Origin of the sequence: Rathayibacter sp. AY1C7, from assembly GCF_002931865.1 — a bacterium.
In the GTDB taxonomy this organism is placed as follows: Bacteria; Actinomycetota; Actinomycetes; order Actinomycetales; family Microbacteriaceae; genus Rathayibacter.
Genome location: NZ_PSWB01000027.1, coordinates 1 through 12262, shown reverse-complemented (window position 1 = coordinate 12262; position 12262 = coordinate 1). Strand labels below are relative to the sequence as shown.

Here is a 12262-nt window from a genome sequence, read left to right as displayed (position 1 = left end):
CATGCTCGTCCGCGCGGTCGACGTGAGGAACGGGGTGGTTAGTACCGGCGGATAGAGACGTTCTCACCGAGGCTCGTCCAGTCGAGGCCATCAGCGTCGTCCGGACCGGCGCCATCGGTGTGTATCTGAACGACCCATGCTCCGCCCAGCGACAACTCATCCCCGCAGCCGCTTCCGTCTTCGTTGTCGCCTTCTCCGTCCACGATCACGCACCGGCCTCCGGTCGTGATCTGCGACCCGATCCAGACGTCCAATCCGTCGGCTGAGCCGACGTAACGGATCGAGGCGGGGTCGTAGCCGTCTCCTACAGTGCCGACGTCGGGAAGAGCGTCTCGCTCGTCTTGTGCCCGCTTGAAATCGGAGTAGGCCTCGGTGTCGGGGCCGGAACACCCGGCCATGAGCGTCGTCGTGAGCGCCATCACTGCGGCTCCGGTCACCCACCTCAGGCGCGTTGTCGATTCCACCGCATCCCCCTGTGCCTCGTCAGCACAACGTACCGCGCTGCGAAGGAGAGGAGCGCTGGCACTGTAACGATGGGTCTTCTTCCGAGTCTCGCACCCACGGGAGAGTCGATGGAGCGTTCCGTATGGGGATGGTTGAGCGGGTCGCTCTCGCTCCGGGGCACTCGGACGCTCCTCTGGCCTGCTGGCATCGGGGCGGTCGGCCCCGATGAGAGGGGGAGCGGCGGGCAATCACATCGATCGACGATCGAGACCTGGCAGCCCCCGCGACGAAGCGCTGCCGTCGTACAGTCTCGTCATGGGTGCACTGGTTCGGCGTCGCGTGCGGTGGTGGTGGCTCGCGGTTGCGTTCGTCGCTCTAGTCGCGGTGGTCCTTCTTGCCGGTGATCGGTCGGGGAGCTGCGCGGAGTACGTGAACTCGTCGGGCGTCTGCACCAGCGTCCATGAGGATCCTCGTACCTGGGTCCTCGTTGGGATCGGTGTTCGGATCATCACCGGCGCGCTGTATGCAGCGTTTCGACGTCGGTAGCCGAGCCTCGGAAATAGAGCGCGGTCGTGTTCCGTAAGGGGATGGGTCACCGGTCGCTGGACACAGCAGTTGCCTCGACCCCGCCGCTTAGGGAGTAGTGCGGGCGCTTTGTCGTGATGCTCGCTGCTGGCGAGTGGTGCCTGTGCTCAGGAATACGAAGCCGACGCCGGTGACAGCGAGGTATGCCGGCGTCAGAAGTGCGCACACGACGACGAGAAGGACCTCCGGGACGGTGAGCGGGCGGTCGAGCGCCGCAAGAAGCGCCGCGCCGGCGACATGGACTGCGGCGGCCACGCCGATGATCCAAGACGCAGGCTTCTGGAGGAGTCCGGCGCGCACTGCCGAGACGGTAGCGAGGACTGCTGCCGTTAGAGCCGTGACGCTGAGTACCCCCATCGTGAGGAGGGGTGATCCGAGCTCGAGCGGCGGGACGAGGCTCGGCCACGACAGGTGGAAGGTGGTCCATGCGGCTCCGAGACCGCAGAGTCCGATGACGGCGGCGAGGAGTGGTCGGCCGCTCCGCGATGCGGTGATAGCCGTGCATAGCCAGGCCAGAGCGACGAGTGCCGCCGCGAGGAGGACGGGGGCTCCGTAGCTGCGTCCCATCGCGTCAACGTTGCCGCCGCTCGCGAGGGTCATGACCCGCCCGCCGACCTCAATGACAACCGATCCGTAGGACCAGGCGGCGAGGACAAACGCGATGCCTATCGCGCTGCTTGCGCGTCGTCCGGGCCGACTCGTGGCGGTCAGGGTCTCGCGGATGCCGGCTCGGGCGAGCTCGGCCCGGTCACGTGGTGTCGGTCCGGTTGCTCCGGTCGCGTCGTCCCGGTCAAGGAAAGCGCCGACCACGCTTTCAGCGTTAGCTTCTCGCCATGCTGCCGGGTACCAGCGCAGCGCCCGCCGGTAGCCGTCGAGGCCGGACCCGCTCATGCTGGCGCGATCCGGCCGAGGCGGTGTGCGGCGCTGGACGCGGCGCGCTCGAGCTGCGCCAAGCGTTCAGCGTCGACCGCGAGACGAGCGGCACCGGCGTCGGTCAGCCGGAAGTATCGGCGCCGCCGCCCATTGACCTCCTCGTCACCATCCGCGGCGACAAGGCCCTGGCGCTCGAGACGGTCCAGGGCGGCGTAGAGGGTCGGGATCTTCATCGTCATCGCGCCGTCGGAGAGCTCGCGCACCGCCGACACGATGCCGTAGCCGTGCGCTCGTCCGTTGGCCAGGACCGTCATGATCCACACCCGCGGCTCCCGTATCTCTTCCATGCCCGAAACATACTCTGCGTCACGGAGTATCTCCACCGACTGCATAATCCGCAGTCGTCCCAACCGGGGATCTTCCAGCGGGATCATCCGAGGAGCTGTAGATGTCAGCGGGCGTGAGGGTCCCCGGCCGCAGCGGTATTGAAGAGGCGGCGTGCGCTCAGGGTGAAGGCTCCGACTTAGAGGACGAGGGCGAGCGCGATGGCTGCGATCAGATTCGCCGGTCCGCTTCCAGCTTCGCCCGAGAGGAGGGCCGCGATCCCGGCGCCCAGCTGGAGAAGCCCACCTGTGGCGTACCCGATCAACGGCACCACCATCAGGCAGAGGGCGACGACCGCCGCGACCAGGCCGACGAGCGGTGCGATCGCGCGTTGCGAGACTCGGTGGCCGCGCTTCAGGAGCCGAGCGACAGCGAACGCGGCCAGCCCAATGAGCACACCTTCGATCAGGGCGGACGGAATGAGGTAGACCGCGAAGAACGCGACTGTTCCTGCGGAATTTTGCCCAGTCCCGTCCTGCGCGAGCTGCTGGGTAGTCAGCACATACAGCTCGACCAGGTGGAGAGCGGTGAGGATCACCGTCGCGACGATGGCGACTGCGACGAAGGGGAGTGGCGCCCAATGGCGCAGTGCTGACACTCAGCCAGTTTGGCTCAACCCTGCACCCCTGATGGCGTACGTGACCGCGGGGTCCGACGCGAGTCCCGGGTCGCACCATAGTGCGGACCGAGCAACGCGCGACGTGCAGTCCGCGATCGATCGCGATCGTCGTGTCTTCATCGGTGCCGGCGCCATGAGTCGTGGTCCACAGCTCGCGGCCTGACAGAGGGATGAGCGTCTGCATGTGCTCATCCAAGCCTGTGTCCGTGGTCGTGCCAAGGAGTCGTCGCTCATTCACGCTGCCTTGCTCCGGGTGGTGTCCGTTAGGGGATTGCCACCCGGGCGGATGGGGCCGTTTCGTACGGCTCCCATTACGTTCGGGCTGGTGCCGGACATGTACTCGGTATGAGCACCCGAAACGGAGCACCCGTGGCCGACCCACTCGACGACCTGATCCGCCGCGCCGCACCACCCACCCGCCAGTCGTATCCCGCGTTGCGCGGCGATGCGGACCGTCTTGCTCGCCTGACGATCGAGGAGGTCGGCGACAGCACCCGTCGTCCGCGGCGACGTCGCAACCTGTGGCTGGTCGGCGCGCTGAGCGTCGCCGGCCTGAGCCTAGGCATCACGGGCGCGGTGGCAGGCCCCGCGATCCTCGACTGGGCAGGCTTCACCCCCGACGCAGCCGTGCAGCGCTCCTTCGACCTCGGAGACGGGCAGGGCAACGTTCTCTGCCAGGTCGCGATTCGCGTCGAGCCGGACTACTCCGCCGGCCAGGGCGCAGACGTCGAGCGTGAGGCGCGCGAAGCGCGCGTCTTCCTCAGTACCCACGACTGGGACCCGACGATCGCGAGCGTCGACGCCGAAGCCAGACGTACCGTCATCGAGCAGGAGCAAACAGAGGCAGACACCCGTGGCTTCACGGCGGATCCTGGGATCGCGGTGACCCGGCTGATCGCGGACCGCATCATCGAGCAGTTCAGAGAGGCCGGATACGGCGAAGGCGTGTCCATTGAATCGGCTGGCGGCTGCAACATTACCGAGGAGCAGGCGCCGTGAAGGCGAAGAGGACCGCCGTCTTGAAGGCCGTCTACCTCGCCAACGCCTCCGACCTGCTCAGCTACTTCGAGCGACGCGTCTCGCCCGTCGCGGATGCAGCGGATCTACTCAGCGACACCTACCTCGTCGCTTGGCGCAAAGTCGACTCCATCCCAACGGATCCCGAGCAAGCACGAATGTGGCTGTTCGGCGTCGCCCGCCGCACCCTCGCCAACGCTCAGCGGGGAAATGCCCGCCGCTCCGATCTGGCCATGAAATTCGCCGGGACATTGCGGGCGATGCCACTCGAGGACCCCACCGCGGAGCATCTCGACGTCCGACGAGCGCTCGACGCGATCGCTCCCGACCAGGCGGAGCTCATCAAGCTCGTGCTCTGGGACGGATTCACCGTCATCGATGCCGGCAACATCCTCGGCCTCTCCGCCAGCACCGCCCGCGGACGATACCAACGCGCCCGCACAGCTCTCCGCGAACTGCTCACAGAGAACGAGCTCGTCACGGACGGCACCAGCGAGCTAGGCGACGTCGAACGCACCCCGTTCCGTAAGGGGATCGTTGACCGGCAGAGGGGCTCTCCGCTATGTCCTCGCTCGATCTTCCTGCGACTCGGTGATGAGCTCCTGCTTGCGTTCGGCTCTGAGCGCGACGACGGTTCCCGCGAGAGCGAGGGCGGCGGCTACGGTGAAGAGGGCGGTGGCGTCCCACCTGTAGTGGTGGATCGTGATCTCTGGCGAGGTCTCGCTGGCTGCGTCGGTGCAGGACAGGGTATTGCCGGGCTGCGTCCAGCGGTCTCCTGTGGCATCGTCCAGTACAGCGTCGTCGGGGTGGATCCGCACCGTTGAGTCGTTCGGAATTTGCTGTCTAAGCATCGCTTCGACTAGGCGCTGATTTTAACAATAGATGATACTAAGAAAGAAATCCCGAGAACAAGCATTGCTATAGAAACAAATAATACGGTGGCCGGGGTTGATGACCTGGCGACACGTTCCGCCCTGTTCCCGTAAATTCTCCGTATCATCCTCGCGTTGAAGCGCGCGTAAGCCTTTCCTTTCCATGTCAGCAATATTGCGGCGGTAATGAAAATAATGCCTGCTACTAGTTGAATATATCGTTCGTCCATTGGTTATACTTCTCTTCTGCTCGTAGGGACAACGCACTCGTCGCCACAGGAGAAACCCGAAGCGGCGATTCTGTTGCCGGCCGCCCGCTCACCGCCAGCAGTTCTGGTCGTGGGAAAACCTAGCTCTTCCGGCACGCCTGATGAGCTGCGTGGAGTTGGACCCAAGCAGTGGGCGGTGTAGCTCGACATGTCCCGTACGGGGATGGGTTACCGGTCAGCGCAGCTTCGGCGCGCGGACCTGCTCGCCGGGCGCGCTCAAATCGGATACCCGAAGTAGCGTTCGATCCAGCTCGAGTTGCTCATCACGCGCGGTCCGTCGTATCGGGCCCAGAGCGTTTCTTCGGCAGTGACTGTGAAGTTCACGGTGTCGAGGGCTGCCAGTATCGGTGACAAGTCCTCTGGTTCGACCAGCGCATCGAACTCCTCGCGTGTATACGCTTCCTGGGCTTCGAGGGCAATGAAGCAAAGGTCCCCGTGTCGGCTGATGCAGATGACGAGGTTCGCCGAAGTGCGGTTTGCTGCACCGTCGACCGTGACGTGCGTGAAGGTCGCGGAGTCCTGCCATTCCCAGGGACGATCCGCCGTTACAGCACTGGGAAAGCTCTCATCGAGCAGTGCGACGAGGGCGTCCACCTTTGCCGCCAGTCGCTGACCGTCGAAGTCAACCGGCTCATCGCCGGGCCCAGGGATGTCCAGCTCGCGCAACCGCCGCTCAAGCGCGATTCCCTCTAACCACATGCCTCAAGTCTCTCCCTAGCTGTAGTTCGGCGCCTCCCAGAGCAGTGCCGAAGAGGGCGCACGGGTATTTCATCGGAGGATTATCCAGCGGGCGTCCGGTAGGGGATGGTTCATCGGGTGCGCTGGTAGTCACTTGACGCGGTTGGCGAGGCCGAGCTGCCCGCAGACGTCGGAGGTACCGGGAATGACAGCTGCAATGCCGTCGGGCATGACGCAGACGGTCAGTTCGGAAGGAATCTGTCTTGGTCGAAGGTCGACTGGTGAGCCATTCGCCGTGCCGACGTCAAGTGCGCCCTGCCTCCACAGGTCGGAGCAGAACGCGATCGCGTCTGGGATCGGCACCTGATCGCCGCTACCGGGTATTCCGTCTGGTGTTGCGAGGGCTCCTGTGGTGCCGGGGAACTCGGACCCATTGCGTTCTGCTCGCGCGAAGCAAGCGACCGTCATGGTGTCGGACACCGGCGCTTGGGTGAAGAAGAGTCCGCCCGAGACCGCGGCGAGGATGACTGCCGCGGGGATCGCGGCGATCGCGATCCGGTGGCGTCGGTGGCGCCCGCTGCCTGGGTCGTTCTCTGCGGCCTGCGCGATCACCGTTCGGAGGGCGATGGTGCGGTCGTGCTCTGGTGTTGTCATGTCAGTACTCCGCGGGTCGGAAGGTGTGGGGAAGTGTCCGCCTGCGGGTGAACTCATCGCGTAGGCGACCTCGGGCGCGGGACAGTCGGGACTTCACCGTCCCGACCGGAATGCGCAGCACGGCGGCTGCTTCCTCGAGGGTGAGCTGCTCAATGACGCAGAGCGCGAGGATCTGCTGATCCGCCGGCCGCAGCATCGTCAGTGCAGCTCTGATGGTGCGGCTGCGTTCGGCGGATGCCGCTGCGGCTGCCACCGTCACTGCTGGATCGGGCGCGTTGACAGGAGGTGGAAGAGTGCGCAGCATCCGCTCGTATCGGCGTCGACCGCGACCGATGTTCCGGGTGACGTTCAGGGCGACGACGAGCAGCCACGCGGCGAGCGAGTCGTTGACGAAGCGGACGTCGGCGCGCTTACGCCACGCCTCAAGGAACACGACGGCCGCGGCATCCTCCGCGTCGACGGACTCCCCGAGCAGTTGACGGCAGTAGGCCCGAACGCGCAGGTGATACCGGTCGAAGATCAGCGCGAATGCCCGCGGATCAGCCCCCGTCGCGCGCCGCCAGACCTCGCGATCCGTCTCCCATTCCACACCCATGCCTAGAAGTGTCCGCTTGATCGAGTTGGTTCCAAATCAAACTCAAGTGATACAACTCGACGTGAAACCGGCAGGGCGTTGAGGAGACGTCAGCCAGTCCCGTTTGGGGATCCTCGAGCGGAGAGTTGCAAAGCGGATCTCGTCTGAGACGATCGGCTCGGATCGGACACCACTAGGCATGAGCACGCCACCGGAAGCAGCAGCACTCGCGCGAGACGCTGCGGCGCGCACCGATGACGCCGCCCTGATGGACGGCGCGAGGCGAGGCGACCGGGCTGCGTTCGGCCGGCTCTACGACCGGCACGCGGCGACGACCTACCGCTACGCCCTCAGCATCGTCCGCACGCCCACCGACGCCGAAGACGTCGTGCAAGACGTGTTCCTCACCACGTGGACGCGGATCAACGACGTCGCGATCGTGGACGCGTCCGCCCTCCCGTGGCTGCTCACCACCGCCCGGTTCACCGCGCTGAACCTCCTCCGAACCAAGACCCGTGCACGGAACCGCACCGAGGACGCGGACCTGTCGCTGCACCCGGATCGACGTGGCACCCCTGACGAGGAAGTCACGAGACGCCAGCTCGCCGCGGCGATCGAGGAAGCCGTCTCCGAGCTCTCCGAGACCGATCAAGCGTTGTACTACCTGTGCATCGAACAGGGCAGCAGCTACGCCGACGCCGCGAAAGCACTCGGCTCCACCCACGGCGCCATCCGCAACCGGCTCAGCCGGCTGCGGATCACGCTCCGCACCACCCTGCGCCCCTTCGAAAGGGAGAACTGATGACCCACGACCTCGGCCCCACCACGGAACAGCTCACCAGGATGCGCGCCACCATCCTCACCGACATCGCTGCCCGCCACCGCTCCACCAAGCGCCGCCGCCTCGTCGGGCTCGGCCTCGCGGCCGTCGTCGCGATCGGCACCAGCGCCGCCGCGATCACCGTAACGCAGGCCAGCAACGACGAAGCAAACACGAGCTTCGACTGCTACTCCGTCGCCGACGTCCGCGCTGACCACACCACGAGCATCCTCGTGGACGACGACCGCAACGCATTCGAGCTGCTTCCACTGTCCGAGCGGGTCGCCGCCGCCCTCGAACGATGCGAAGCGAGCTGGAGCGCCGTCCCCGACGAGCCCTACCCGGGAAGCGGACCCATCAACGTACCTAACCCGACGGTCTGCGTCCTCGCGGACACCAGGCTCGGCGTCTTCCCGAACAGAGCGGGCCAGCCCACTGGCCCCTTCTGCGAAGGACTCGGCCTGGCAGCGCCGGCACTCGCGGCATCTGCCGACTGAGCCATCCCACGGAAGGCGTTACGTCCCGTAAGAGGATCGACTGGCGGGCTATTCCTCGATCGGTTCAGCGCCCTCGAGCGGAGTCAGCGTCGCCCAGAATCCGTTCCCGGAACTGAGGTACAGGCGGAGGGGCTGGTCGGTGTCCATCGGGTCTCCGTCCGGGTAGAGGTCGGTGCCGCTGCACGCATCAGGCATCGACACGACGCGGATTGTCTCTCCTGCAATGAACGGTCCCTTCTCTGTCTCATCCACGGTGACCATGTATGCGGATGCTGCGACGCTGAAGACGCTCTGAGTTCCCGAGGCGCGAGGGGAGGCGGTCGTGATGACCGCTTCGGCGACCTCGTAGCGGGCTTCCGCGGATCCAAAATACGCCCAGCCCGGGCATCCCGACGTCTGCACCGCCGGCGCGCAGCCGGCGGCGGTGAGCAGCGCCGCTCCGGTTGTGAGTGCGGCAGCAACTCGAATGCGGTTACGCGAACCCGAGGTCATGCCGGTGACGCTACCCGCTCAGCTCCGTCCCATATGGGGATCGGCTAACGAGACCGCGTGCCGTACAAGGCGCGCTTCACTCCCCGCCGTTCACTCACCGAATGAGCGAACAAGCTGTGCCCGTCGACGTTCTGCGCGTGCACGGTGCGTCACCGCTGGCGCGATGATGTCGTGTTCGTCGTGGAGGGCGATCCGCGCGTGGTGTCGGTTCATCTCGTCGCTGTCCTCTGCGATGAGTTCGATTGCTCGTCTGGGTCGGTCGGCGCGGAATAGTACTGCCCAGCGCACCTCGACCGACCGGTCGCGCGCCAGCCGGAGCAACTGCTCGTCATTGGGGTACTGGAGTCCGCCCTCTGCGGCTCCGGCGCGGACGGCGCGATCGCGGTCGGTGATGAGACGCTCCATCTGTGTCAGGGAGATGCGGGGGTTGCGCGCGCACATGCCGCGGACAACCGGTGACGGGTCGGTGAGAAGCGACTCGAAGATCTCCAAGTCGTCGGTGGTCTGAGCCGTCCGGCCACGAGTCTCCCCGAAGGGATCCGCCGCGAGTGTTCTCTGTATCGCAAGGGCGAGCGACCTTTGGTCGTCGTCCGCGTACAGGTGGGCAAGGATCGCACGGACCCACTTGTCCGTTGATTTCGCCGCGATCTCGTGGAGTTGCGGGCGTTCACGAAGGCTGGTGGCGGCGGCGAGGCGCACGGCGTCGACGTCATCAGCGAGGAGACGCCCGATCGTCAGGTCATCCGCAGCGGCGTTCTCGGCAACAGCGATGCGCACCGATTTCGACTCGTGCCCGGCGAGTACCCGCAGGAGCACAGCGTCCACCGACGACTCTGCCCGAAACTTTGCCGAACGAATTGAGGGCATGACCACGATCATGTCAGCAGGCGTCGCGGTCGATGCGGGGGAACCAGTCGCGTACCAAGGCGGTAGGAGTTTCAGTCTCGATAGCCGATCGTGCACCGGACGGATTCGTTTGGGGTTCTCGCTCGCCGGCCCTTCTGTGTCAGCGAGGAAGGCGGCGGCGAGTCGAGCGACCTTCTGGCGGTATCGCTCGCAGGCTCCGATGCCTCGCGCGTCGAGCTCGTCATCGACCTCGACAAGCGGCTGCGCAGCTGCCGGTCCGTCGTGACCGATCCGGTCGTGCACCCAGGATGAGAAGGAGCGGAGATCCCAGTCGCCGGTGAGGAAACGACGGCATGCGACGCGCAGCGCGAGAAGCGGGATCTCCTCACCGTCCCGATCCAATGGCCGCGCGCCCGCTTCGATGAGTGCCGCCGAGCTGAGGTCGAAGACGTCGGCGGGAGTGGCGCTGGAGTAGAGGGACGCGAGAGCGACAAGGGACTCGCTGTCACTCCCTGCTGCGACGAGATTCGCTGCCAGAGCGATCACGTCTCGGGGCTGGACCAGCCCGAAGAAGAGAGCGGCTGTCGTTTCGCGCAGGGTCGGGATCGAAGGGTCATCACGGTCTTCTGCATCGTCTCGCATCCGACCTCCTCCGACCAGTCGCTCGCTGCCGCCCCGCGCTGCTGTCGCGGCGGCGGCGTCAGCGCGACTCGACACGTCGATCGGAACCGGTCGGTGACAGGTCGGCCCGTGGCTGAACCCGTGCTCGAGCTCGTAGACGCATTCCGAGCAGACGTGACCGCCGGCCGGTCCGGCATCCGCGACGTGCTCCACCCACGGGTGAGAGCACGCGCAACAGGCCTCAGCGAGCAGGGAGCGGAACCGAGCGCGGCGCGAACGGCGCGCGTCAGCTCGCGGGCGCCAACGCGAGAGGCCGAACATCCCGTGAGCGTAGCGAGCGCATCGCCACGCCGTCGCGCGCTCCGCCGTGCTTCCATCGCTTCTGGCGTCCCGTAAGGGGGTCGCTGAGCAGGAACTTCTCGAGTCCCGCGGTGCCGATGATCGGTGCCGTGTGGCGGTACCGTCGTTGCCCCTTTCGTAGAGGACCTCTGTGATCACCGTCAGCAGGTCAGGGTGAACCTGACGAGCTGGAGACCAACGCTCGTCGCAGTGATGGCAGCGAACGCGATGAGCGACGCCGCCGGACGAGACGGCACTCTGCGTCTCTTGGACAGCATGAGGATGCTGGATGCGCCGAGCGCCCAGGCAGGTGTGCTGAGTGCGGCGATGAGGAGCAGGACGGGTCCGCCTGTCGGAGGCGGTCCAGGGTCATCCATCTCCGCGAAGCCCATCAGCCCGGCGATGAGGATCGCTAGTCCCGAGAACGTCACGATTCCGAGGATCGCTGTGAGGAGGAGGGCGTAGGGGAGCGCGGTCGACGTGAGCGCACGCGCGGTCTTCGCCGCCGCATAGACGGATCCTCCGATAACGAGCAGGGCGCCGAGGTACCAGGCTGCTGCGCTCAGCGGGATCTCGCGCGGCCGGCAGTCCGTCATGGCTGGTGAGGCGAGGGTCAGCAAGCTCGCGCCGGCCTGAACGAGAAGCGCGGCGACAACGGTGAGAACAATCGCCGTCGCACCGGCGATCCGCCTCGCGCGCAACCGTGCATCGTTCTGCTGGTCGGTCATGGGCTCGAGGGTAGCTACCCCAGTCGGATAAAGAGGTCTAGTGGAGGCGGCCGCCCTCCATGGGACCGTCAACCATGCGTCCGGTAGGGGATCGTTCAGCGGATGGCGGCGGCCGGCTGAGGGCGCCGATCGGGGGTCTCCGTCGCCCGTAGCGGACCGAGCCCGAGTGCGCGTCTGAGGACGAACGCGCGCGACGCAGGCCCGGACAACTCTCGCCGTCGCCGGTCATAGGTTCGGCTAGGTTCAACTCGTGCCTTCGAGTCGACCAAGTGACCTTTCCGCTTCGGCAACAATAGGAGCAAGTTTTCTTGCGCACGCGTGGATAGCCCTGCTTGTAGGGGTTTCTTACACGGTATCTGCTCTTATGATTGCTGGACCGATGCGTGAAGCGGCCTCGGGAGTGCAATACACGCTGGCAGATGCAGTTTTTGAATACGCGTGGCCGTTTGCTTTAGTTGCTGTAGTTCTTCTCGCGCTGTCGCCCTTGACCGCGAAGATATCGAGGTCTATTAGTGGCAGCACTAATGGGGGTTCTCATCAACCACTGAGTATCACGAGAAACGCTTGGCTTATTTCGTTAGTTGCATTTGGGGTCTGTTTAATTCCCGCAACCCTTGCCAGCGCTTTTGGGTTTCTGATAATACCATTCTTGCTAATCATTGGCACCCCGTCGTCTTTTTGCATAGTGGTGCTCTTCTTGCAAAGGGCGAATGCGCGCAGTGCGCGACAAATCAGACCCTGAAACAGGTGGTCGCGTGTTCGCCGTGTACTCACCGGAGGGGCCGGCGCCTTGCTTCATACGTTGCTGCGTGGCGATCCCGCCCGAGGGTCAGAGGGTGGGGAACCAGCTTGAGTTGTCCACGATCCACAGCGACACGGAGTTCCAGAGCCCGGTGATGACGAGGACGCCGATGACGATGAGGAGCACGGCGACGGCCTTGTTGGCGTAG

At 65.5% G+C, this 12262-nt stretch carries 14 protein-coding genes; 4 read left to right on the top strand and 10 right to left on the bottom strand.

Features of this window, described 5'->3' with window-relative positions; all coding sequences use genetic code 11:
* Positions 1–38: 38 nt before the first annotated feature.
* The 4 genes from C5C69_RS13675 to C5C69_RS13660 all read right to left on the bottom strand — a co-directional run bounded on the left by C5C69_RS13675 (position 39) and on the right by C5C69_RS13660 (position 2884).
* Entirely contained in the window at positions 39–464 is a 426-nt protein-coding gene (locus tag C5C69_RS13675; protein WP_146083636.1) for a hypothetical protein, read from the bottom strand.
* Positions 465–1077: 613 nt separating this feature from the next.
* On the bottom strand, positions 1078–1839 hold the full coding sequence (locus tag C5C69_RS13670; protein ID WP_146083635.1) for a hypothetical protein: 762 nt from the start codon (positions 1837–1839) through the stop codon (positions 1078–1080).
* Positions 1840–1916: 77 nt separating this feature from the next.
* Complete coding sequence (locus C5C69_RS13665; RefSeq protein WP_219812380.1) at positions 1917–2336, bottom strand: PadR family transcriptional regulator; 420 nt, start codon at positions 2334–2336, stop codon at positions 1917–1919.
* A gap of 89 nt (positions 2337–2425) precedes the next feature.
* Positions 2426–2884: a hypothetical protein gene (locus C5C69_RS13660; RefSeq protein ID WP_104258121.1), complete on the bottom strand. Its 459-nt coding sequence runs from the start codon at positions 2882–2884 to the stop codon at positions 2426–2428.
* A 390-nt stretch (positions 2885–3274) separates the two neighbouring features.
* Between C5C69_RS13660 and C5C69_RS13655 the strand changes: the two genes are divergently transcribed.
* Positions 3275–3904 carry a hypothetical protein gene (locus C5C69_RS13655; RefSeq protein ID WP_104258120.1) on the top strand — a complete coding sequence of 210 codons (630 nt, stop codon included), beginning with the start codon at positions 3275–3277 and terminating at the stop codon, positions 3902–3904.
* Entirely contained in the window at positions 3901–4746 is an 846-nt protein-coding gene (locus tag C5C69_RS13650; protein WP_104258119.1) for an RNA polymerase sigma factor, read from the top strand. Before C5C69_RS13655 ends, C5C69_RS13650 begins: the two co-directional genes overlap by 4 nt.
* A gap of 533 nt (positions 4747–5279) precedes the next feature.
* Here the strand turns inward: C5C69_RS13650 and C5C69_RS13645 are convergent.
* From C5C69_RS13645 to C5C69_RS13635, 3 genes are all read right to left on the bottom strand, one after another.
* Complete coding sequence (locus C5C69_RS13645; RefSeq protein WP_104258118.1) at positions 5280–5762, bottom strand: hypothetical protein; 483 nt, start codon at positions 5760–5762, stop codon at positions 5280–5282.
* A 129-nt stretch (positions 5763–5891) separates the two neighbouring features.
* Positions 5892–6395, bottom strand: a complete 504-nt coding sequence (locus C5C69_RS13640; RefSeq protein ID WP_104258117.1) for a hypothetical protein — start codon at positions 6393–6395, stop codon at positions 5892–5894.
* A gap of 1 nt (position 6396) precedes the next feature.
* Positions 6397–6990, bottom strand: coding sequence for an RNA polymerase sigma factor (locus C5C69_RS13635; RefSeq protein ID WP_104226387.1), 594 nt, complete (start codon positions 6988–6990; stop codon positions 6397–6399).
* Positions 6991–7168: 178 nt separating this feature from the next.
* Between C5C69_RS13635 and C5C69_RS13630 the strand changes: the two genes are divergently transcribed.
* Complete coding sequence (locus tag C5C69_RS13630; RefSeq protein WP_104258116.1) at positions 7169–7771, top strand: RNA polymerase sigma factor; 603 nt, start codon at positions 7169–7171, stop codon at positions 7769–7771.
* The gene (locus C5C69_RS13625) at positions 7771–8286 is read left to right on the top strand and encodes a hypothetical protein (RefSeq protein ID WP_104258115.1); all 516 of its coding nucleotides are present in this window, start codon (positions 7771–7773) and stop codon (positions 8284–8286) included. Before C5C69_RS13630 ends, C5C69_RS13625 begins: the two co-directional genes overlap by 1 nt.
* Before the next feature lie 48 nt (positions 8287–8334).
* Here C5C69_RS13625 and C5C69_RS13620 read toward each other — a convergent pair whose 3' ends face one another.
* From C5C69_RS13620 to C5C69_RS13610, 3 genes are all read right to left on the bottom strand, one after another.
* Complete coding sequence (locus C5C69_RS13620; RefSeq protein WP_146083634.1) at positions 8335–8778, bottom strand: hypothetical protein; 444 nt, start codon at positions 8776–8778, stop codon at positions 8335–8337.
* Between the two features lie 90 nt (positions 8779–8868).
* Positions 8869–10266: a hypothetical protein gene (locus tag C5C69_RS13615; protein ID WP_104258114.1), complete on the bottom strand. Its 1398-nt coding sequence runs from the start codon at positions 10264–10266 to the stop codon at positions 8869–8871.
* A gap of 479 nt (positions 10267–10745) precedes the next feature.
* A complete protein-coding gene (locus tag C5C69_RS13610; RefSeq protein ID WP_104223345.1) occupies positions 10746–11312 on the bottom strand; it encodes a hypothetical protein in 567 nt (188 codons plus the stop codon).
* Between the last annotated feature and the right edge of the window lie 950 nt (positions 11313–12262).

Coding starts and splice junctions, on each gene's coding strand:
- C5C69_RS13665 (WP_219812380.1), bottom strand. CDS start 2,336: ATGATCCCGCTGGAAGATCCCCGGTTGGGACGACTGCGGATTATGCAG.
- C5C69_RS13645 (WP_104258118.1), bottom strand. CDS start 5,762: ATGTGGTTAGAGGGAATCGCGCTTGAGCGGCGGTTGCGCGAGCTGGAC.
- C5C69_RS13640 (WP_104258117.1), bottom strand. CDS start 6,395: ATGACAACACCAGAGCACGACCGCACCATCGCCCTCCGAACGGTGATC.
- C5C69_RS13635 (WP_104226387.1), bottom strand. CDS start 6,990: ATGGGTGTGGAATGGGAGACGGATCGCGAGGTCTGGCGGCGCGCGACG.
- C5C69_RS13630 (WP_104258116.1), top strand. CDS start 7,169: ATGAGCACGCCACCGGAAGCAGCAGCACTCGCGCGAGACGCTGCGGCG.
- C5C69_RS13625 (WP_104258115.1), top strand. CDS start 7,771: ATGACCCACGACCTCGGCCCCACCACGGAACAGCTCACCAGGATGCGC.
- C5C69_RS13620 (WP_146083634.1), bottom strand. CDS start 8,778: ATGACCTCGGGTTCGCGTAACCGCATTCGAGTTGCTGCCGCACTCACA.
- C5C69_RS13615 (WP_104258114.1), bottom strand. CDS start 10,266: ATGCGAGACGATGCAGAAGACCGTGATGACCCTTCGATCCCGACCCTG.
- C5C69_RS13610 (WP_104223345.1), bottom strand. CDS start 11,312: ATGACCGACCAGCAGAACGATGCACGGTTGCGCGCGAGGCGGATCGCC.